17 protein-coding genes, 2 tRNA genes and 1 other RNA gene are annotated in these 20,220 nt (G+C 71.1%); 12 read left to right on the top strand and 8 right to left on the bottom strand.

The window, feature by feature from the left end:
- Window positions 1-13 precede the first annotated feature (13 nt).
- Window positions 14-86, top strand: a tRNA-Gly gene (locus ABZ434_RS03580).
- Window positions 87-212: 126 nt separating this feature from the next.
- Here ABZ434_RS03580 and ABZ434_RS03575 read toward each other — a convergent pair.
- The 6 genes from ABZ434_RS03575 to ffs all read right to left on the bottom strand — a co-directional run bounded on the left by ABZ434_RS03575 (window position 213) and on the right by ffs (window position 8,713).
- Window positions 213-1,127 carry a phosphoribosylaminoimidazolesuccinocarboxamide synthase gene (locus ABZ434_RS03575; protein WP_359131803.1) on the bottom strand — a complete coding sequence of 305 codons (915 nt, stop codon included), beginning with the start codon at window positions 1,125-1,127 and terminating at the stop codon, window positions 213-215.
- 124 nt (window positions 1,128-1,251) lie between these two features.
- On the bottom strand, window positions 1,252-2,715 hold the full coding sequence (locus tag ABZ434_RS03570; protein ID WP_359131802.1) for a N,N-dimethylformamidase beta subunit family domain-containing protein: 1,464 nt from the start codon (window positions 2,713-2,715) through the stop codon (window positions 1,252-1,254).
- A gap of 180 nt (window positions 2,716-2,895) precedes the next feature.
- Window positions 2,896-4,617 carry a hypothetical protein gene (locus ABZ434_RS03565; RefSeq protein ID WP_359131801.1) on the bottom strand — a complete coding sequence of 574 codons (1,722 nt, stop codon included), beginning with the start codon at window positions 4,615-4,617 and terminating at the stop codon, window positions 2,896-2,898.
- A 316-nt stretch (window positions 4,618-4,933) separates the two neighbouring features.
- Window positions 4,934-6,184 (bottom strand): phosphoribosylamine--glycine ligase, encoded by a 1,251-nt coding sequence (purD, locus tag ABZ434_RS03560; RefSeq protein ID WP_359131799.1) that lies wholly within the window; start codon window positions 6,182-6,184, stop codon window positions 4,934-4,936.
- 113 nt (window positions 6,185-6,297) lie between these two features.
- On the bottom strand, window positions 6,298-8,493 hold the full coding sequence (locus tag ABZ434_RS03555; RefSeq protein WP_359131797.1) for a DNA polymerase III subunit gamma and tau: 2,196 nt from the start codon (window positions 8,491-8,493) through the stop codon (window positions 6,298-6,300).
- Window positions 8,494-8,616: 123 nt separating this feature from the next.
- An RNA gene (gene ffs, locus ABZ434_RS03550) (signal recognition particle sRNA small type) lies at window positions 8,617-8,713 on the bottom strand.
- 132 nt (window positions 8,714-8,845) lie between these two features.
- Between ffs and ABZ434_RS03545 the strand changes: the two genes are divergently transcribed.
- From ABZ434_RS03545 to ABZ434_RS03535, 3 genes are all read left to right on the top strand, one after another.
- Window positions 8,846-8,933, top strand: a tRNA-Ser gene (locus ABZ434_RS03545).
- A 538-nt stretch (window positions 8,934-9,471) separates the two neighbouring features.
- Window positions 9,472-9,687: a type II toxin-antitoxin system VapB family antitoxin gene (locus tag ABZ434_RS03540; protein ID WP_359131796.1), complete on the top strand. Its 216-nt coding sequence runs from the start codon at window positions 9,472-9,474 to the stop codon at window positions 9,685-9,687.
- Complete coding sequence (locus tag ABZ434_RS03535) at window positions 9,684-10,106, top strand: PIN domain nuclease (RefSeq protein ID WP_359131794.1); 423 nt, start codon at window positions 9,684-9,686, stop codon at window positions 10,104-10,106. The genes ABZ434_RS03540 and ABZ434_RS03535 overlap by 4 nt, the downstream gene beginning before the upstream one ends.
- A 444-nt stretch (window positions 10,107-10,550) precedes the next feature.
- Here the strand turns inward: ABZ434_RS03535 and ABZ434_RS03530 are convergent, their stop codons facing one another.
- Complete coding sequence (locus tag ABZ434_RS03530; RefSeq protein ID WP_359131792.1) at window positions 10,551-11,108, bottom strand: hypothetical protein; 558 nt, start codon at window positions 11,106-11,108, stop codon at window positions 10,551-10,553.
- 141 nt (window positions 11,109-11,249) lie between these two features.
- Between ABZ434_RS03530 and ABZ434_RS03525 the strand changes: the two genes are divergently transcribed.
- On the top strand, window positions 11,250-11,834 hold the full coding sequence (locus ABZ434_RS03525; RefSeq protein WP_359131790.1) for a TetR family transcriptional regulator: 585 nt from the start codon (window positions 11,250-11,252) through the stop codon (window positions 11,832-11,834).
- A 90-nt stretch (window positions 11,835-11,924) separates the two neighbouring features.
- Here the strand turns inward: ABZ434_RS03525 and ABZ434_RS03520 are convergent, their stop codons facing one another.
- The gene (locus ABZ434_RS03520) at window positions 11,925-12,311 is read right to left on the bottom strand and encodes a hypothetical protein (RefSeq protein WP_359131789.1); all 387 of its coding nucleotides are present in this window, start codon (window positions 12,309-12,311) and stop codon (window positions 11,925-11,927) included.
- 919 nt (window positions 12,312-13,230) lie between these two features.
- On the opposite strand from ABZ434_RS03520, the gene ABZ434_RS03515 reads away from it, so the two are divergent.
- The 7 genes from ABZ434_RS03515 (at window position 13,231) to ABZ434_RS03485 (ending at window position 20,208) form a co-directional block, all read left to right on the top strand.
- A complete protein-coding gene (locus ABZ434_RS03515) occupies window positions 13,231-13,527 on the top strand; it encodes a hypothetical protein (protein ID WP_359131788.1) in 297 nt (98 codons plus the stop codon).
- Window positions 13,528-13,797: 270 nt separating this feature from the next.
- Complete coding sequence (locus ABZ434_RS03510; protein WP_359131786.1) at window positions 13,798-15,969, top strand: TerD family protein; 2,172 nt, start codon at window positions 13,798-13,800, stop codon at window positions 15,967-15,969.
- A gap of 172 nt (window positions 15,970-16,141) precedes the next feature.
- Window positions 16,142-16,555, top strand: a complete 414-nt coding sequence (locus tag ABZ434_RS03505) for a YciI family protein (protein WP_359131785.1) — start codon at window positions 16,142-16,144, stop codon at window positions 16,553-16,555.
- Window positions 16,552-17,799 (top strand): sigma-70 family RNA polymerase sigma factor, encoded by a 1,248-nt coding sequence (locus tag ABZ434_RS03500; RefSeq protein WP_359131784.1) that lies wholly within the window; start codon window positions 16,552-16,554, stop codon window positions 17,797-17,799. The genes ABZ434_RS03505 and ABZ434_RS03500 overlap by 4 nt, the downstream gene beginning before the upstream one ends.
- A 125-nt stretch (window positions 17,800-17,924) precedes the next feature.
- Window positions 17,925-18,545 carry an HhH-GPD-type base excision DNA repair protein gene (locus tag ABZ434_RS03495; RefSeq protein ID WP_359131780.1) on the top strand — a complete coding sequence of 207 codons (621 nt, stop codon included), beginning with the start codon at window positions 17,925-17,927 and terminating at the stop codon, window positions 18,543-18,545.
- Between the two features lie 625 nt (window positions 18,546-19,170).
- Complete coding sequence (locus tag ABZ434_RS03490) at window positions 19,171-19,467, top strand: type II toxin-antitoxin system VapB family antitoxin (protein ID WP_073736427.1); 297 nt, start codon at window positions 19,171-19,173, stop codon at window positions 19,465-19,467.
- A 144-nt stretch (window positions 19,468-19,611) separates the two neighbouring features.
- Window positions 19,612-20,208 (top strand): LytR C-terminal domain-containing protein, encoded by a 597-nt coding sequence (locus tag ABZ434_RS03485; RefSeq protein WP_359131878.1) that lies wholly within the window; start codon window positions 19,612-19,614, stop codon window positions 20,206-20,208.
- Window positions 20,209-20,220 lie beyond the last annotated feature (12 nt).

Here is a 20,220-nt window from a genome sequence, read left to right as displayed (position 1 = left end):
CGCTTCGGCGCTTGCGGACGTAGCTCAGTTGGTAGAGCGCAACCTTGCCAAGGTTGAGGTCGCCAGTTCGAACCTGGTCGTCCGCTCGGTTCAGCAAGAAGCCCCCGGCCTTTCGGCCGGGGGCTTCTTCGTGTGAGGGGCCAGGGGCTTCCCTGTGGGTCATACCGACCCGCAGGGAAGCCCCTGGCCCGGCATGACCCACAGGTGAGGCACTAGTTCCAGGGCGTGCCGGTGAGGAGTTCGTACGCCTCCAGGTACTTGGCCCGCGTCGCGTCCACGATCTCCTGGGGCAGCGCCGGCGGCGGCTGCTCGCTCTTGCGGTCCCAGCCGGAGGCCGGTGAGGTCAGCCAGTCGCGCACGAACTGCTTGTCGTACGACGGCTGGGCGCGGCCCGGCTCCCAGCCGGCGGCCGGCCAGAAACGGGAGGAGTCCGGGGTGAGCACCTCGTCCGCGATGATCAGTTCCTCGCCGCCGTCGGCCAGGGGCGCGTAGCCGAACTCGAACTTCGTGTCCGCGAGGATGATCCCACGCTCACGCGCGATGTCACGGGCCCGGCCGTACACGTCCAGGGTCGTACGGCGCAGCTGTGCGGCGGTCTCGACACCGACCTGGTGGGCCACTTCCTCGTAGCTCACGTTCTCGTCGTGATCACCGACGGCCGCCTTGGTGGCGGGGGTGAAGATCGGCGCCGGAAGCTCGGAGCCGTCGACGAGGCCCTCGGGAAGTGCGAGGCCGCAGACGGTACGGGAGGCGTTGTACTCGACCAGACCGGAGCCGGTCAGATAGCCGCGGGCGACGCACTCGACCGGGACCATGCGCAGCGACTTGCAGATCGTCGTGCGGCCGGCCCAGTCCGCCGGGGCGCCATCGGGCAGTTCCGTGGACAGGACGTGGTTCGGCACCAGATCTGCGAGCTGGTCGAACCACCACAGCGAGAGCCGGGTCAGGACGCGGCCCTTGTCCGGGATCTCGGTGGGCAGGACCCAGTCGTACGCGGACATCCGGTCGCTGGCGACCATGACGAGGTCGCCCGCCTCGTTCCGGTACAGGTCACGCACCTTGCCCGTGTGCAGGTGGGTGAGTCCCGGAACCTGCACAGGCTCGGGCTTTTCTACAAATCCGGACACGCTGCCTCCGCGTAGGTTGATCCAGGAGCTGCTCCGATTGTCCCGTATCGGGGCGCGGACGCCTGCGGAGGGGGTGCGGAGGGGTGCGGATGCGTTGCCCGGGAAGCGGCGTGGCCGGCCGGCCTCAGGCGCGCTTGCAGATGCGGTCGAGAAGGTTGGCGGTCGCCCGCTGGATGCGCGGGTCCACGTGGCCGGGGCGGTCCAGGGCAGGAGACCAGGCGAAGGTGCCGGAGGCGAAGACGAGGGCCCCCGACGGGGCCCGGTACAGGGACGTCTCCTGGTGGCGCGTCACGCCGTCGCTGTCCTGGTACGGGGAGTGTGCGAGCAGGATGCGGTTGTCGTGCTCGGGAAGTGTCGTGCGGGGGAAGTAGCGGTCGGCCTCGCCCGCCACCAGGCCTTCGATCTCATCACCCTCGACGGCACCGGTCGCGTCCCAGAGCCAGTGCTCCGCGTTCCGCACGACCAGGGGGTGCGGATCAGGGACCCGGCCTGCGTACTGGATGCCGAGCAGCTCCTGCTCCGGACGGTCGAGCTCACGCCAGAGCGCGGGTTTGCCCGGGCCCCGGCGCTTGCGGCAACTGAGGAGCCGGTCGGGTACGCCTGAGGGCGACGGGGCGAGGCTGACCTGCCAGTACATGGTGTTGGCGGAGAGGAAGACGAGGGATGTGCCGTTGTCGCGGGCGCGTTCGGCGGTGCGGCGCATGGGCACCGACCAGTACTCGTCATGGCCGGGGAAGACCAGGCCCCGGTAGCGCGTGGGGTCGATCCGGCCCGCGTGCAGGTCGCGGGTATCGGCATAGGCGATGTCGTAGCCGTAGCGTTCGGCCCAGCGGATGAAGTCGTAGGCATGGCCGACGTGCAGCGGGAGCCCGGCACCCGCGTAGGGGCGGTCGAAGGAGACGGTGACCGCCGCGTCCTCCTCCCCCAGCAGTCGGCCCTGTTCGTCCCACGCGTGGTAGAGGCTGGCGCCGGTCACTCCGTCCTCGGGGTAGAGGTTGTACGCCTGCCACGTGATGTCCGGAAGCACCAGCAGAAGGTCGGCCGGGTGGTCGTCGCGGACCGTGAAGGGGATGTGGGAGCGGTAGCCGTCGACCGTGGTGAGCACGGCGACGTACGCTCCGATCGACCAGTACGTCGGGATCTGCAGCCGCCAGGACTGCCACCAGTGGTGGCAGGAGACCGTGCGGTCGGCGGTGAGAGGGGGCGGCTGGACGATGCCGGAGAGCCGCGGGCTCGTGGTGATCTTGGCGGCACCGTCACCCCCGTAGTGGCCGATCCGGTAGATGTCCACGGAGAACTGCTGGGGCGGGTCCACGGTGATGTGGAAGTCGATCGCCTCGCCCGGGGCCGCGGCGCCGGTGGAGATGAATCCCTTGATCTGGCGGCGGACATCGTCGGCGGTGCGGGTACCGCCCCCGGTGGAGCCGCGGGGCAGGGTGGGGTCGGCGTACCAGGGCACGACCTGACCGGTGTCGTCGAAGTAGTTCTCACTCCCTCGCAGCCACGGGAGGGGCCCCTGACCGAAGGGATCGGTGACGGCGTGCGCCAGGGCACCTGACTCCCAACGGCGAATCTGCTCCGCCCCCATGGCGCGTCCCTCCCTCGGTCCCCCGGATCAACAGCGGTGCGCCGACTGTCAGCGCCGGTCCCCAGCACATCACATAACGCATGCACTCCGTCACCGTTCGTCGCGAATTGACGTGAACGGAACCTGCTATTCCGGGTGTCGGAGACGTACGGCGTGAACGGCCGTCCCCCCTCACGTGTTTCAGACGAGACGCACGGGCTTGTCGGTACGTACGCCGACGGAGGCGAGCCAGGAGCGCAACGGATCGGCGTCCCCGTCCTCGACCAGGCTCAGGACCGGGCTGCCGAGGTCTGCCCGGCGTGCGCCGTCGACCAGCAGGGCGGGGCCGTCGAGCCAGTCCAGGCCGGGCTCCGCGCCCGCCGTGTCGACCGCGGCGCAGCAGACCATCGCCGCGACATGGTCCGCCAGCAGCTCGGTCCCCGTACGGGGCGGCTGGAGCGGGAAGAGGGGGAGCGGATCGGGCCCCCAGAGGTCCAGCACGTCGCCGCTTGCGTCCCCTGCACCACCGCTGACCGGCTGAGGGGCCCGCGCCTCGTCCCGGGCCACGGCCTCGCCGATGGCAACCGCGAGCTCCTCGCCCCCGTCCCGTCCCGCGGCAAGGTGCTCGACGACGCGCGCCAGTGTGGGCACCCCTGCGCAGGCGGTGTCGGAATCGGTGCCGGCGGCGGGGGGCACGCCCAGGGTGTCCATGACGCGGTGCAGCCGGGCCGCCTCGGCGCGCCACTTCCGGTCGACGACCTCTTCCGGATACTGCTGCCAGTCCACCGGGGCCCAGTCGGGCCCGGTCTCCGCAGGGCCGCCGTGGAAAAGCCGCGCGGCCAGCAGGGATGCCGCCTCGTCGGCCGCTCCCGGTTCCTCCAGGAGGTCGCAGGCGGGACGTTCACCGAGTCGCGTGGTGAACCCGTCGGCCAGTCGGTCGCGCCGGGAGAGCTCGGTGAGGGCGGAGACGACGCCCGCGTCCAACTGGGACGGCCAGCGCCCCATCCGCCAGGCAGGGAGCGCTACGCGGGTGAGCAGTCGGTCCCAGCCCGCGTAGGCGAGGCCGACCTGTTCCTGGGCGACGACCCGCAGTCCGTAGTCCACGGCCTGCGCACGCGTCGACGCGGCGGCGGCAACGCCCCGCTCCATCTCGGCGGCATGACCACGACAGCTGCGCAGCAGCAGCCGGGAGATCCGGCCGACGAAGCGGCCGGGCAACCGCAGGACCTTGCGCAGCGCCCCCTGGGCGGGCGTCGCGGCATCGGCGACGGCGCCGTCCAACCCGCGTACGAAACGCCGCGCCGCGGCTATGTCGGGGTGGGCGGAGGGGCCGGTGCCGGCCACCACCGGGGCGAGCACCGCCCGCAGCTCGGCGACCCGCATCCACCAGAGGAACGGCGAGCCGATCACCAGCACGGGTGCCGCCTGAACCCGGCGACGGCGTCCCGGCCGACGGCCCGAGCCGTCCGCCCTGCCGCTCGCGGCCTCGTGGGCCGCCCGGTTCGCCGCCGGGTGGGTACGGTCCTCCAGCCAGCTGTCGCAGTCGGGCGTGAGGGCTATGGCCGAGGGCGCGGGCACTCCGAGCCGCTCCGCCAGGTCGCGGACGAGCCGGTAGAGATCCGGAGCCGCCTTCTCGCTGAGCGGGACGGTCGGGCTGACGGCGGGCTTCGCCCGTACGACCGCGATCGCGACAGCCGCGGCGACGAGCAGGACGACGACGGCGCAGGCCGTCACGGCCCAGCGCACCGCGTCCCAGCCGCTGCCCTCGGCGAAGCCCTGCGCGCCGGCGGCGAACAGCACGACGGCGAAAGCGGCCGGCAGCAGTGCCACTGCCGTTGCCCTGCTGCGGATGCGCAGCAGGACGAGAGCCCGGGCACGCGCTGCCTGCGCACCCAGCTCCTCACCTGTACCGGTACCGGACACGGCCGGACGTCACCCCCTCTGCCCCCACGGCGGTGTTGCTCACTCCCCCACTGTGGCACCCGTCACTGACATCGCAATGCCGGTGGGCCAAGTGCCGGAACGCTTGCGCCGCACCCTAGTTGGGGCTTCGGCGGGCGTCATCCGGATGGCCCAGCCGTCACTCGATGGAATGGCTTTGGGTAAAGGTGCTGACGCGCCGCTGCCCATGGGGCAACGGCGCGTCAGTGGTGGCCGGGACAGTACGGCTCAGGCCCGAGCGGTCCTCTCAGGACCGATAGGGACCTGGCCTCCGCGGCCCTCTTCGGGCTGGTACGGCTCAGGCCTCAGCGGCCTTCTTGGCGATGTCCGTGCGGAGCTGGGAGCCGTCGAGCCGGATGCGGGCGGCGGCCGCGTAGGCGCGCTCACGGGCGCCCGCGAGGTCCTTGGCCGTGGCGGTCACGGAGAGCACGCGGCCACCCGCGCTGACGACCGCGTCGCCGTCCTTCCGGGTCCCGGCGTGCAGCACGTACGCGTGCGGCGCGTCCTGTGCCGCGACCTCGTCGAGCCCCTCGATCGGATCGCCCGTCCGCGGCGTGTCCGGGTAGTTGTGGGAGGCGATGACCACGGTGACGGCCGCCTCGTCGCGCCACTTCAGCGGGGGCAGCTCGTCCAGGGTGCCGTTGGCCGAGCCCAGCAGGACACCGGCCAGCGGGGTCTTCAGACGCGCCAGGACCACCTGGGTCTCCGGGTCGCCGAAGCGGGCGTTGAACTCGATGACCCGTACGCCGCGCGAAGTGATCGCGAGGCCCGCGTAGAGCAGCCCGGAGAAGGGCGTACCGCGGCGGCGGAGCTCGTCGACGGTGGGCTGGAGGACCGACTGCATGACCTCGTCGACCAGCTTCGGGTCGGCCCACGGCAGCGGGGAGTAGGCACCCATGCCACCGGTGTTCGGGCCCTCGTCGTTGTCGAGGGCCCGCTTGAAGTCCTGGGCGGGCTGGAGCGGCAGCACGGTGGTGCCGTCGGTGATCGCGAAGAGGCTCACCTCGGGGCCGTCGAGGAACTCCTCGATGACCACGCGGTCGCAGGCCAGCGCGTGGGCACGGGCCACCTCGATGTCGTCGGTGACGACGACGCCCTTGCCGGCGGCGAGGCCGTCGTCCTTGACGACGTACGGGGCTCCGAACGCGTCGAGGGCGGTGGCGATCTCCGCGGCTGTGGTGCAGACGTAGCTGCGGGCCGTCGGTACGCCCGCGCCGGCCATCACGTCCTTGGCGAAGGCCTTGGAGCCCTCAAGCTGGGCTGCCTTCCCGGACGGGCCGAAGCAGGGGACACCGGCGGCGCGCACGGCGTCGGCGACCCCGGCGACAAGCGGTGCCTCCGGGCCGACGACCACCAGCTCGGCGCCCAGTTCAGTGGCGAGGCGCGCGACGGCAGCGCCGTCGAGTGCGTCGACCGGGTGCAGTTCGGCCACCTCTGCGATACCGGCGTTGCCGGGAGCGCAGTACAGAGCGGTGACGTCGGGGTCGAGGGAGAGAGAGCGGCACAGGGCGTGTTCGCGGGCGCCGCCGCCGATGACGAGGACCTTCACGGGGTGCAGCCTAGCCGCCGGGGCGCTGCGCCCTTGACGGACGCCGCTCCGTGGACACCACGGGCACAAGCGCCCGGAGCCCCGGGCCTCGCACGGAAGCGCCCTTCGGCGCCCTACTCGTTGGTGAACTCCTCGACGACCGTGGCGCCCAGTTCGCGGACGATCAGATCGTGGCCGGACAGGGCCGAGTCGACGAGGTCGGGGTCATCGGCCTCGGGGGTGTCGTCCTCCGGGGCGACCGACCGGGGCGGTTCGGGAGCGGTGTACGTCGGGGGCTCCGGGGCGGGGCCACCGCCACCCGGCTGCTGTCGCTCCGGTGCCGGCCGGGGCTCGTACGACTGGGGCGCGGGCGCCGCGGGGCGCTGCGGTACGGGAGGTGCGGCTGCGGAAGGGCGGCCGCCGCCGACCTGCGGGGGCTGTCCGGCGCCGCCCGACGGATCGACGATCGCCTCGATCTTCCACTGCGCGTTGAACCGCTCGGCCAGAGCCTGCTTCAGTACCTCCTCGCTGCCGCTGCTCGCGAAGTTGTCGCGCGCTCCGGCGTTGAGGAAGCCGATCTGCAGGGTGCTGCCGTCGAAGCCGGTGACCTGGGCGTTCTGGCTGAGCAGGATCCAGGTGAACCGGCGGCGGCCCTTGACCGCTTCCAGGATGTCGGGCCACATGTTGCGCACCTGCCCGGCGCCCTGGGTCATGCCCGCGGCGGGCTCGGCGGCGACGGGCGCCGGAGCGGCGGCAGGTGCGGCCGGAGCCGGTGCGGGGGTCGGCTGCGGTGCGGAGGCCTGGCCCGGGGTGGACGCGGTGGGCCACCCTCCGGGCCGCCGCCCCTGCTCGGGAGCGGCGGCGGGCCAGGCGCCGGGTCGCTGTCCGGTCGGGGACGCCTCGGCGGGCGCAGGCTGCGCGGGGGCGGGGGCCGGAGCTTCCTGCTGCACCGGAGCGGGCGCGGGCGCGTCGCCACGCGCCGCCGCACGCGCGGCGGCGACCCCGGAGCCGGCTTCCGGCTGCGCGAAGGGAGGCGGCGCGGAAACGGGGGCCTGCGGCACGAAGGGGGGCGGCGCGGGAGCGGCGGACTGCGGTGCGGCCGGAGCGTGCGCCAGTGCCTCGGGCCCGGGGACGTACCCCATCGAGGGCCCCGGACCGGTGGTGGCGAAGGACGCGCCCCGCTCCAGCCGGTCCAGCCTCGCCTGCAGCGAACGTTCGTCGTCGAAGGCCGCGGGCAGCAGGACCCGGGCGCAGATCAGCTCGACCTGAAGCCGTGGTGAGGTCGCGCCCCGCATTTCCGTGAGTCCCTCGTTGACCAGGTCGGCGGCGCGGCTCAGCTCGGCGGCGCCGAAGACGGACGCCTGGGCCTGCATCCGCTCGACGACATCGGCCGGTGCGTCGATGAGCCCCTTCTCGCCGGCGTCCGGCACGGCGGCCAGGATCACCAGGTCACGCAACCGCTCCAGGAGATCGGCGACGAACCGGCGCGGGTCGTTACCGCCCTCGATCACCCGGTCCACGACCTCGAAGGCGGCCGCCCCGTCGCCCGCCGCGAAGGCGTCCACGACCGAGTCGAGCAGGGAGCCGTCCGTATAACCGAGCAGGGACGTCGCCATGGCGTACGTCACACCGTCGTCGGCCGCACCGGCCAGCAGCTGGTCCATGACCGACATCGAGTCGCGCACGGATCCGGCGCCGGCCCGCACGACGAGCGGGAGCACCCCGTCCTCGACGTAGCTGTTCTCCTTGCCGCACACCTCGGCGAGATACTCGCGCAGTGTCCCTGGCGGGACGAGCCGGAACGGGTAGTGATGCGTGCGCGACCGGATGGTGCCGATGACCTTCTCCGGCTCCGTGGTCGCGAAGATGAACTTGAGGTGTTCCGGCGGCTCCTCGACCACCTTCAGCAGGGCGTTGAACCCCGCCGAGGTGACCATGTGCGCCTCGTCGATGATGTAGATCTTGTAACGACTCGAAGCCGGCCCGAAGAACGCCTTTTCCCGCAGATCCCGGGCATCGTCCACACCACCGTGCGAAGCGGCGTCGATCTCGATCACATCGATCGATCCCGGCCCGTTGCGCGCGAGGTCCTGGCACGACTGGCACTCGCCGCAGGGCGTGGGGGTGGGCCCCTGCTCACAGTTCAGACAGCGGGCGAGGATGCGCGCACTGGTCGTCTTGCCGCAGCCGCGCGGACCACTGAACAGGTACGCGTGATTGACCCGGTTGTTCCGCAGGGCCTGCTGCAGGGGGTCAGTGACATGCTCCTGACCGATGACCTCGGCGAACGACTCGGGGCGATAGCGGCGGTACAGCGCAAGGGACGACACACCTACGAGGTTATCGGGGCCGACTGACAACCGGCTCCGGACCGGGCACACCACCGGCTGCGGGAAACGTCACCCTTGAAGAGCCGGGACACCGGAAGGCCCTCCCACGAGCGGCCCAGACAACGTAAGGGCCCCCCACGCACCCGCCAGAGCCAACTTACCCTTGCTGCCTTCCGGCCCTGGGGGAGTTCAGTCAGATAGCGCCACGTGAGGGGCTGACGCCCACCTTAGCCGATCCCCACCCCCGCAAGTCCACCTCCCCCGTGCCCGGAGACCCCACCGTGACCGCCCGGAGAGCCCCGAGGCGGAACGGGTTCGCGAGCACTCCTGAACGTCTTGTATTGTTTGCCGCGGAGGATTCGCCTAGTGGCCTAGGGCGCACGCTTGGAAAGCGTGTTGGGGGCAACCCCTCACGAGTTCGAATCTCGTATCCTCCGCCATTGCTCTCACCGGGCAATACGTTGAAGGGCCCCACCGCTTGCGGTGGGGCCCTTCGGCGTTCGTAGGCTCATCTCCAGTCTCAGCGAGACTCGTCGGGGCCCTCCGACCCGCTCCCCTCGGCGTCCCGGGTCACTTCCGCCCGCCCCCTCCACGCCGTCGTCGACAGCGCCATCAGCACGCGAACTTCGTGCCACACACTGAGCACCTCCCTGAGTCCAGCGAGCAGCGATCGGACCTGAGCCGTGACCGATGGCGTCGTCACCTCGTGGGCGAAGATCACAAAAAGCCTCATCTCTGCTGCAGCCGGCGGGCCTTCGGGCGGCGAGCATGGTGATACGGAGTAGCGCTCACCCTCGGCGCCACCAAGCCGCACGCGACCGACCGCTGGGGCTGCCCCACGTGGTGGTTCGTGTGGGATTCACCCGCAGCTTCCCCGGGTGATTGCTGCCGTGGCGTTCGCCGGATGCGCGCTCGACGGCAGCTGGATATCCATCGAGATATACTTGTTGTACGAGCTGATATCACCGGAGGTACTCAATGAGTCGCACAGTGATCGACCTGGACGACGAACTGCTGGCCGCCGTGGCTCAGGCGCTGGGGACCGGCACCAAGAAGGAGACGGTCAACACTGCTCTGCGCGAGGTACTCGAGAACCGCCGACGGGCTCTCGCTCTCACTCGGCTGCGGGCCGCAGCAGGCGAGGGTGGCTTCGATCTGGATGTCTTCGAGGACAAGAGGGACTACCGGCGGTGAGCGCGGCACAGTTCCTGATCGACACCAGCGCGCTCGCCCGATTCTTCCGCGATGACGCTGAACAGTTCGGCTGGGATCAGGCCGCCACGGCAGGGCTCGTCGCAACCTGCCCCATCACCGAGCTGGAGTTCTTCTACAGCGCCCGTTCCGCCGCGGACCGCGCGCGCGGCATCGAGGACATGCGGCTGCTGTTCGGCTGGGTACCTGTCGACGACCGCGCGTACGACCGCGCCTGGCAGGTTCAGGAGCTGCTGACCCAACGCGGTCAGCACCGTAGTGCGGGAGCTGTTGACCTCGTCGTCGCCGCCACCGCGGAACTCCAGGGACTGACCCTCCTGCACCGCGACCACGACTTCGAATGCATCGCCGCCATCACCGGCCAAGCCATGCAGTGGTACGGCCCGGAGGCCGGCAAATGAACGCGCGCCCGATCTCAGTTCTGGTCTCATGCGCAGGCGTGCACCACAGTTCGGCGTATTTGTAGCCACTGGCTCCGTCACAGGTCGGCACGCCCGTGACCGCCCCCGAATGCCCGGACGAACACGTGGAGAGCGTGCTGGGGGGCAGCCCCTCACGAGTTCGAATCTCGTATCCTCCGCCATTGCTCTCACCGGGCAATACGTTGAGTTGGAGGGTCCCGCAGCTTGCTGCGGGACCCTTGGGCGTTGGCGGTCGCATTTGCCCTTCTGGCGCTACGCCAGCCTCGGGTCAACCTCGGCTGCACGCCATCGCCGCGTTGGGTCCGTAGTGGCGCACCACTTGAGAGCACCGGAGACAGAGACACGGGCCCACCGCCCCACGGAGGGCAACCCAGGGCGGAAGCAGCCGCTGCCCGCTCTGCATCCAATCCGTCGAGCGACGCGTCACCCCCTGTGCGCACGCCCCAGCCGTAGGGCGGAGACGAGAAAGAAGACGCCGCCGAGGAAGGCGTAGCCGGCCAGGTTGTTCAGGGAGGCTCCGTCCTTGCCCGCCTGGGCGAAGAAGGAGGCGCCGGCGAGTGTGGAAATGGCTCCGCTGACGATCATGGGCCACTGGCCGCCGAGTTGACGCCGGATTGCGCCTACGACGAGCTGGACGATGCCCGCGGTGACGGCCCATGCACCCCAGACCCGCAGGACGGCGGGGATGCCGGAGGCCGCGGCGACGGCGAGGCCGATGCCGGTGAGGGCGCTGAGCGCGATGTTCACGTACAGGCCACGCACCGGTTGACCTTCCGCCCGGGCAGACCTGAGGTCGAGGATCGCGCAGGCCACGTCGAACAAGGGGTAGATCACCAGCAGCGTGACGGTGAGCGGGCCCAGCGCGTCGGCTGTCGCGAACAGCAGGGCGGCCCACACCGCGGCGAACGCGAAGCGCAGGAGATACAGCTTGCGCAGAGCTGCGGAAACGCTGGTGGGAGCGGTACCGACGAGGGTGTCCACGGAGGTTCCTTTCACGGAAGGCGAGTTGGCATCGAGCTACCGGGCAGCGAGGGAGAACGTTCTGTCTCTTTCATATTCAAGGGGTGGGCCACCCCTGTCAAGACCGAACGTTCTCCCTCACCCTTGGGGTAATCTGGCCGCATGAGTGAAGGCGGAGGAGGGGGCAGTACGTCGGCGGCGCGAGCACGGCTGCTCGACACGGCGACCAGAATCTTCTACGCGGAGGGCATCCACTCCGTCGGCGTCGACCGGATCATCGCGGAGGCGCAGGTCACCCGCGCCACGCTGTACCGGCACTTCACCGGCAAGGAAGAACTGGTCCTCGCCTACCTCGGCCAGGCCGACCGGGGAATCCGGGCGGGGACCGACATCGCGCGGACGGGCGAGGAGGCGGCAGCCGACGCGGTCCGCGCGGTCTGCCGGTTCATCACCGAAGGCATTCGGGGCCCTGGCTTCCGCGGTTGCGCCTTCCTCAACGCGGTAGCCGAGTACCCCGACCCCGCCCACCCCATCCACCGGGCCGTCCTGGACCACCGCCAGTGGTTCCTGGACACCGTCACCGAGTTGCTGGCCCAGGTCGGCGACCAGCCCGCCGACGAAGCCGCCCGGCACCTCGTCATGCTCCGCGACGGCGCCATGGCCGCGGGCTGCCTCTTCGATCCGGAGTTGATCGCCGAGACCTTTCTCCATGGGGTCGAAGAGATCCTCCGGGCACGCGGGGCCTGAGCGGCCTCGGCCGGGTCACTGACCCAGTGAGGCCGGGCGCACGACAGCACTACGGTCACAGCACGACGGTCACTGCGGAGAGGCGCCCGCTCATTCAGGCAGCCTTCTCCGCCGCACGTGTCGCACGATGTCGTCGATCAGTCCATTGCTGGCCTCGTACCCCGCGCCCCCGTCCTCCAGGAGCATGATTTCCCGGATCTGAGCAGCGGTCAGGCCTCGGTCGTGCAGGGCTATCACCTGGTCTCGCCAGGCGATGGCCGACATGGCCCCGTCGATGTTGTAGTGCGCCTGCAGCGTGCGTTCCGCGATGTGCTGCGCCTGTGTCAGTGCCGCGTCTGCTCGGGCGAGGCTGCGTTGCGATTGCGTCTCGGACTGGACCAAGGCCCGTTCGGCCTTGCGCAGGCTGAGGACGGCGACGAGAACGGCAACCACATTCCCCGCAAGACCTGACCACGCGACCACACTGTCCCAGTCCACTTCCGGCCCCCTCCGACGTGTTGGCCGGAGAGACGCCTCGCAAGACAGGCCGGTTCCCCGCAGTGCGCAAGGGCGCGCATCGCTTCCGGCCGGGCAGAGGGTACGGAGCCGTATGGCCTGAAGAGGGTCGGCCGACGTCGACCTCTCGCCTCAACGGCGTTCCCGTACACGGCAGTTCATGGGCGGTGTCGGCGCAGGGCCGCGTACGGCATTGGACGTGCGCGGAAGGCCGCGTGCGGCATTGGACGTGCTGGACCGCTGCCGGCACCGGAGCCCGTCCCGGCTCCGGCTCCTGGCGACCGCGCTTGCTCGCGCTGCCCGACAGCGTCGCACCTGGTGCAGGGGCGAGGAAGGAATGGAGCCGGAGGCCAGGGGCGGCAGAGAGATGAACTCGCCGAGGGCAACGGGGCGGGGGGATGGCCGTGCCGGGCGCCGAGGAGCAGCGACGGTCGCCGACGGAGGTCGGTGTGGCCACAGGGCAGTTCCCGTATGGTCCAAAACGACCACCGTTCCGCTTCCTCGGACGCGAAGCCCCATTCCGTCGTCACCGAGCAGCTCGGCCACCTCGTAGTGCCCCGAAGCGGTGAGACGCGTTTCCCCGTAGCCCTCCCGCCTCCCCCGAGCCGGCCATCACGTGCGATCGATCGGCAACCACAGCGGCGGCCAGAGGCGGTCCCGGCCGCGCATGGGGGTCCCGGCGAAGTCCGGTCCCCGGGCCATGCGGAGTCGTCAGGAATTCGTCGGCTTCCTCCGGCCCGGTTTCCCTGCCGTGGACGGCACGGCAGCACGTACAGCCCGGATGGTGCACGAGATGTTGGCTGCTGCGGTCCGTCGCGGTGACGCTGAGCGGGACGTCGCAGGGGTCCAGTGCGCGCGGACGGATCCGTGCCGGTCCCGGCGGGACGGAAGGAGTCACACCATGAGGGTCATGCTGCGAGCGCAGTTGGACACCCAGCTCGCGAACGAAGCGGTCAAGAACGGCAGCCTGCCGAAGATCATGCAGTCGCTCGCCGAACACCTGAAGCCGGAGGCGGCCTACTTCGGCCCCAGCGAGGGCAAGAGGTGCTGCACCTTCGTCTTCGACATGCAGGACAGTTCGACGCTGCCCTCCATCGCCGAGCCGCTCTTCGAGGGCCTCGGCGCGAAGATCGAGATCCAGCCCGTCATGAACACCGAGGACATGCAGAAAGGCCTCGCCGCCCTTCGGCAGGGCTGACCGCGCCTCCTCACCCGCCCTCCCGGCCGTACGCCGTCGCCGCCCCTCCGATCGCTCACCGGCTCCCGGACCCGGAGTCGTCCGCACGGGCGGGATGAACCGTCCGGCCGGGTCCTTGGCCCACGCAAGCGGACTTCACCGTTCCTTCACGCATGCTCCATCCGGACGCTACCGTTCTCCTCGTGAGCGGCGGATTGCGCTGTGTCACGTGACAACATGCTGCCGTTGCCAGGGCGCCACCCGACGCGGCGGCGCGTCTGGGGGGACTGCATGCGTGAGTTGACCAAGGGTGCCAACGTCGCCCTGGCGGACCTCAGCGACGACGCCGGATCGGTCATCGCGAGCCTGAGCTGGAGCAGCACCACGGGTGACGGCGATGCCGATGTTTCCGTCCTGCTGCTGGACGGCGGCGGCAAGGTCCGCAGTGACTCGGACTTCTTCTACTACAACAACCCGGCAGCGGCCGACGGCAGCGTGCAACTGCTGGGCAAGACCCCGACCGACGGCGGCAGCGAGGACCGCATCGGCCTCGATCTGACCGCTGTGCCCCCCGACGTGGAACGTCTCGTGGTGACGGCGAGCCGCTACGGCGGATCGCGGTTCGGTGAGCTCGACGATCTTCGTATGACGGTCGCCGACCGCACCGGCGAAGTGCTGTTGGGGTTCTCGATCGCGGATGCCGGAGTGGAGAGCGCCTTCATCTTCGGAGAGCTGTACCGGCGCGGCGCGGAGTGGAAGTACCGGGCCGTCGGACAGGGGTACGAGACCGGCCTGGCAGGTCTCGCCACCGACTTCGGCATCGATGTCGACGACGAGGGCGAGAACGACGGGGAGGACGGGGCAGCCGCGGGCGAGGCGGCCGACCGGGCCGCGGCGTCGCCCGGTGCGCAGGACGAGCCGCCAACCGGGGAGGCCGGCCCACCGCCGCCCGGAGCCCCGGAGCCCGCCCCCGTGCCACGGCAGCCTGTGCGCGAAGCCGGGAGTCCGGTGTCCGGCAACGCGGGTACGGAGCCGGCTGCCGCCCCGCCCAGGCGCGCCCGCGGCCCCCGCACCGCGAAGAAGAAGGTGACGCTCCCGGCCGTCGTCAAGAAGTCGCTGGCCGAGAACGACGCGTGGAAGGCCGCGCGGCTCTTCCCCGCCCCGACGCTCAAGAGCGACAGGGAACGGGAGGTGCGGGCCACCTCCGTGCTCCTGTCCGTCATGGCACAGGTGCCCGAGTTCGGGCGGCGGCTGACGGCCGCTTTCGGCGCTCCGGCCGGCCGTATGGAGACCTTCACCGAGGTCTCGCTCCCGCACGGGGACACTCCCAAGCGCCCGGACGGCGTGATCCGGGTCGAGCGGGCGGGAAAGCTGTGGACCGCTCTGGTCGAGACGAAGACGAACGGGAACGTACTGCGATCGGAGCAGGTCCAGAACTACATGGACATCGCCGCCCGCCGCGGATACGAGGCCGTGATCACCCTGTCCAACGACGTGGCCCTGGAGGGCAGTCCACTCGTCGACGTCAAGACGGACGGCCGACGCAAGCACAAGGTCGCACTCCGGCACCTGTCCTGGGCCGAGGTGGCCCACCAGGCACACATGCTGATCCGGCACGAGGGCGTCGGCAACGCCGCCCACGCCTGGCTCCTCCAGGAACTGCTGCACTACCTCCAGCACGAGAACTCCGGCTGCCACGGCTTCCAGAACATGGGCCCCTCGTGGGTCCCCGTACGCAACGGCATCGACACGGAGACGCTCTGCCAGGGCGACGCGCGTGCCGTCGAGGTCGTGGAGAGCTGGGAGCGGCTCATCCGTCAGGTCTGTCTGCGTCTGGGCGGTGAGCTGGGCCGGAAGACGCTTCCCGTGCAGCGCGCCCAGCGCGGCACCACCCCGCAGTCGCGGCGGGCCGCACTCGCCGACCGGCTGTGCGAGGAGGGCCGGCTCACCGCCGAACTGCGGGTCGAGGATTCGCCCGGCGTCATCACGATCGTCGCCGACCTGCGGACCGGGAAGCTGCGCACCTCGGTGGAGATTCCGGCGCCTGAAGGGGCCTACCCCCTCACCTCGGCCAAACGTCTGATGCGGCAGTTGGCCGACGCGCCCGCCGACCTCCACGTCGAGACGCTGCTCGACGGGCGCAGCGGGCCGCGCGGCACCCTGGAGCGGCTCCGTCCGGAGCCGGGCGACATGCTTCCCGGTGACGGCAGCCGGATCACCGGGTTCCGGCTCTCCCTCTTCAAGGGCATGGGCGTCTCCCGAGGCAACGCCGAGTCTGGCTTCATCCGCAGTGTCGACGATGCCGTCGACCGGTTCCACGCCCATGTCATCGCGCATCTCCCCCAGGCGGACCGCCGCGCCGCGCGCCGGTCGCAGGAGCCGGCGCGGGAGGGTGAGCAGGGGGCAGTGCAGGAAACGGGGCCCGCAGCGTCCACCACGCCGGACGCCCGGGTGCCCGCCTGAGCGGCGGATGCCCGCCCCGACGGCACTGCCGCCTCCCCTGGGCCGTTCCGGGAGTTCTCCGGGATATCCGGAAAACCTTCCGGCGCGGTGTCGAGAACCGTCACCCCGCTCCGACGTCCCCTGTGAGAGCCGCCCCACGAGGGGCGGCAGGGAGACCAGAGGGAGCGGAATCATGAAGTACCTGGTGATGGTGCAGGGCTCGCAGGCCGATTACGAGGCGATGCGTGGGAACGCGTCCGACGGCAATCCGGCGTGGAGTGAGAAGGACGTGCAGGCGATGTTCGCCTTCATGGGCGGGGTCAACAACGACCTCGCGGAGACGGGTGAGCTCATCGACGCGCAGGGCCTGGTCGAGCCGGCGAAGACCCGGTGCGTCACCGCGGGCGAGGACGGCCGTCCGGTGATCACCGACGGTCCGTACGGAGAGACGAAGGAGCTGCTCGCCGGGTACTGGGTGCTCGAATGCGAGAGCCTGGAGCGGGTCACCGAGATCGCCGCGCGCGTCACGCAGTGCCCGGCGCCCGCCGGTGCGCCCGTCCGGCCGGTGGTCATCCGGCCCATCGACGGCGGCGGAGGCGATGTGTGAGACGGACGACCGAGGTCGAGGACCTGCTGCGGCTGCACGCCCCGCAGGTCCTCGGCGCGCTCGTGCGGCGGTACGGGCATTTCGACCCGGCCGAGGACGCGGTGCAGGAGGCCCTGATCGCCGCCGCCCGGCAGTGGCCGGAGCAGGGGGTGCCGGACAATCCGCGCGGCTGGCTGATCAGGGTGGCCTCCCGCCGGCTCATGGACCGGCTCCGCAGCGATGCCGCCCGGCGGGCGCGTGAGGAGGAAGTGGCCGCACTCACGCCGCGGGACGCCTTCACCGCTCCGGCGCCGGACGAGCCCGTGCCGGGCGTGAGCCGGGCGCCGTCCGAGGACGACACCCTGACCCTGCTCTTCCTGTGCTGCCATCCGGACCTGGCCCCTGCCGCGCAGGTCGCCCTGACCCTGCGGGCCGTCGGTGGTCTGACCACGGCGGAGATCGCCCGGGCGCATCTGGTGCCGGAGGCGACGATGGCCCAGAGGATCAGCCGGGCGAAGCGCAAGGTGCGGGGCGCCGCTTTCGTCCAGCCGGTTCCCGCCGACCGGGACAAGCGGCTCGCGGCCGTGCTCCAGGTGCTCTACCTGATCTTCAACGAGGGCTATACGGCGACCTCGGGGCGTTCCCTGCACCGAGCCGGCCTGGCCCGGGAGGCGATCCGGCTGACCCGTTCGGTCCGCCGGCTGCTGCCCCGGGACGGCGCGGTGACCGGGCTCCTGGCGCTGATGCTGCTGACCGACGCCCGCAGCGCCGCTCGCACAGGGCCGCACGGCGAGCTGATCCCGCTCGACGAGCAGGACCGCACCCGCTGGGACCGGGCGGCCGTCGCCGAGGGCCTCGCCCTGGTCGAGGAGGCACTGGGCCGAGGGCCCGCCGGGCCCTACCAGGTGCAGGCGGCCATCGCGGCGCTGCATGACGAGGCGGACCGTGCCGAGGACACCGACTGGCCGCAGATCCTCGCGCTGTACGACGTCCTCGTACGGATCGCACCCGAGCCGATGGCCGAACTGAGCCGGGCCGTCGCCGTCGCCATGGTCCACGGGCCCAGGGCCGGACTGGCCGAGGCCGACGCCCTGGCGGACCGGCTGGCGGGCCACCACCGGCTGGACGCCGTCCGCGCCCACCTGCTGGAACGGGCCGGTGACCCGGAGGGTGCCCGCACCGCCTACCGCGCGGCCGCCGCCGCGACGCTGAGCATCCCGGAGGCCCGATACCTGTACGGGCGGGCGGATCGCCTGGACGGCTGACGCGGACTCGTACGCCCCTGTTCGCCGGCGCGCGGCACCACGGAACAGCGGCAAACGGCTGCAAACCGCCGCACCGGCGGTGGTTTCACTGGCCGTCGCACCTCTGGCTCGCAATCATCGGGTCCATGACCAACAGCAACCAGGGCCGGGACATCACCCTCCGGATCGCTCAACAGCCGGAAGCGGACGAGCTTCTCGCGCGCAGTCCGCTCGCCGCCCTCGTCGGCATGCTGCTGGACCAGCAGGTGCCGATGGAATGGGCGTTCTCCGGTCCGTACGCGCTGGCACAGCGGATGGGCGGGGACGATCTGGACGCCCACGAGATCGCCACGTACGACCCCGAGGCCTTCACCGGACTCTTCACCGACAAACCCGCTCTGCACCGCTACCCGGGCTCGATGGCCAAGCGCGTGCAGCAGCTGTGCCAGTACCTCGTGGCGCAGTACGACGGCGAGGCGAGCGCGGTGTGGACCGGGGCCACCACCGGGGCCGAGCTGCGGAAGCGGCTCAACGCCCTGCCCGGGTTCGGCACCCAGAAGGCTCAGATCTTCCTGGCTCTGCTGGGCAAGCAGTTCGATGTCCGGCCGCCGGGCTGGCGGGAGGCGGCGGGACCGTACGGGGAGCCGGGTTCGCACCGTTCGGTCGCCGACATCACCGGACCCGAATCGCTCGCCGAGGTCCGCGCGTTCAAGCAGGAGGCCAAACAGGTGGCGAAGGCGGCGAAGGCGGTCGCCAAGGGCCGGTGAGCCCGCACGTGCCCCGGCCGGGGCACCGCTCCACCGCCTGCGGCGCGCCGTCCCGAGGAGCGAGCGTGAGATCTCCCGGCCCAGTTGCGTCCCACTGACCGGGCCGGCGAGGTGAACATGCCGCTGCCGACCGCCTTCGGCATCAGCGGGTCATCGCCCCCCGGAACCCTCCGGAGAACGCCGGGCGGACGGCCCGCCGGACGCGGCCCCGTCGGCCGCCTCGGTGGCGGACCGCTGATCCGCGTCCTGGGCGGCGCTCGGTCTTCGGTACGCCGACTCCCGGTCCACGGCCCGCGCATCACGTCCGTACAGGGAGGGCCCCTTCACACCGCCGCGTCCGGTTCCGCCGCCGGGCACGGCACCATCAGCGACTTCGGGGCGCGCAGCCTGGTCGCGGTGGCCGGTGCCGGCGCGCCCAGCGCTCAGCACGGCGATCACCGCCTCGCCGGTGCCGGTACCACCGCTCGCACCACCCGTTGCGCCTCCGGACGCGCCCGCGCCGGTGCTGTCACTCTCGTGCGTCACGGCCCCAATTCCGGAATGGACGCTTATATGCTTCCTTGATCAGCGTTGCAGTCGCGTTCCATGGCTGCGCCCGGAGGGTCTTGACCGGTAGGCTTTCCGTGTGATCTTCAAGCGCATCGGAAATGGGCAGCCCTATCCCGACCACGGCCGGGAAAGCACCCGGCAGTGGGCGGATGTCGCGCCGCGCCCGGTCCGCCTCGACCAGCTCGTGACCACCAAGGGCCAGCTGGACCTCGAAACGCTGCTCGCCGAAGACTCCACGTTCTACGGCGACCTGTTCGCGCACGTCGTGAAGTGGCAGGGCGACCTCTACCTGGAGGACGGACTGCACCGCGCGGTGCGCGCCGCGCTCCAGCAGCGCCAGGTTCTGCACGCCCGCGTACTCGAACTCGGCTGAGTCGCCGACGCACTCGCGTTCGACTCCGACGGGGTTCGTTCGGGTGCTTTCGTACCCGGACGGGTGCGATCCGTCGATCATCAAATAGTCATCATCTCCGGGTCGCACTACGCTGCGCCCATGAGCATGCTCACTCCCCCCGGCATGGGCGGAAAGTACCGCATCACGGGTGACAAGTACCCGCGCATGCGGCGCCCCCGCCGCCGCAGCAAACTGGTCCTCGCGGCCATCGCCTCCGTGGTCGCCCTCGGGCTCGCCGGATGGGGCACGCTGCAGCTCATCGATGTCTTCACGGGCGGCGACAAACAGGCCAGCGCCGCCGACCGCAAGGCGGACTGTCCGACCGCCAAGCCGTCCGCGCCCGCGAAGGCCCTGCCGAAGCCGGCGAAGATCACGGTCAACGTCTACAACGCGACACCGCGGGGCGGACTGGCCAAGGCGGCGGCCGACGAGCTGAAGAAGCGCGGCTTCACCATCGGCAAGGTGGGCAACGCCACCGCCGCGTACGACAAGAAGGTCGCCGGGACCGCGCTGCTGCTGGGCGCTCCGGCCGCGGCCAACGGCACCTTCCCGGTGCTCGGCACGCAGGTGCCCGGTGCCGCGACGAAGACCGATGCCCGCAAGGGCGCGGAGGTCGATCTGATCATCGGTACGAAGTTCAAGGCGTTCAGCACGCCGCAGGCGGCCGCCACCGCGCTGACCGCCCTGACGAAGCCGGCCCCGGCGCCGTCCTCCTGCTGAGGAACGCCCCGG

Source organism: Streptomyces sp. NPDC005761, from assembly GCF_040630635.1.
In the GTDB taxonomy this organism is placed as follows: Bacteria; Actinomycetota; Actinomycetes; order Streptomycetales; family Streptomycetaceae; genus Streptomyces.
Note: the sequence above shows the minus strand (reverse complement) of the source record. Positions and strands in the feature narration are given on the sequence as shown.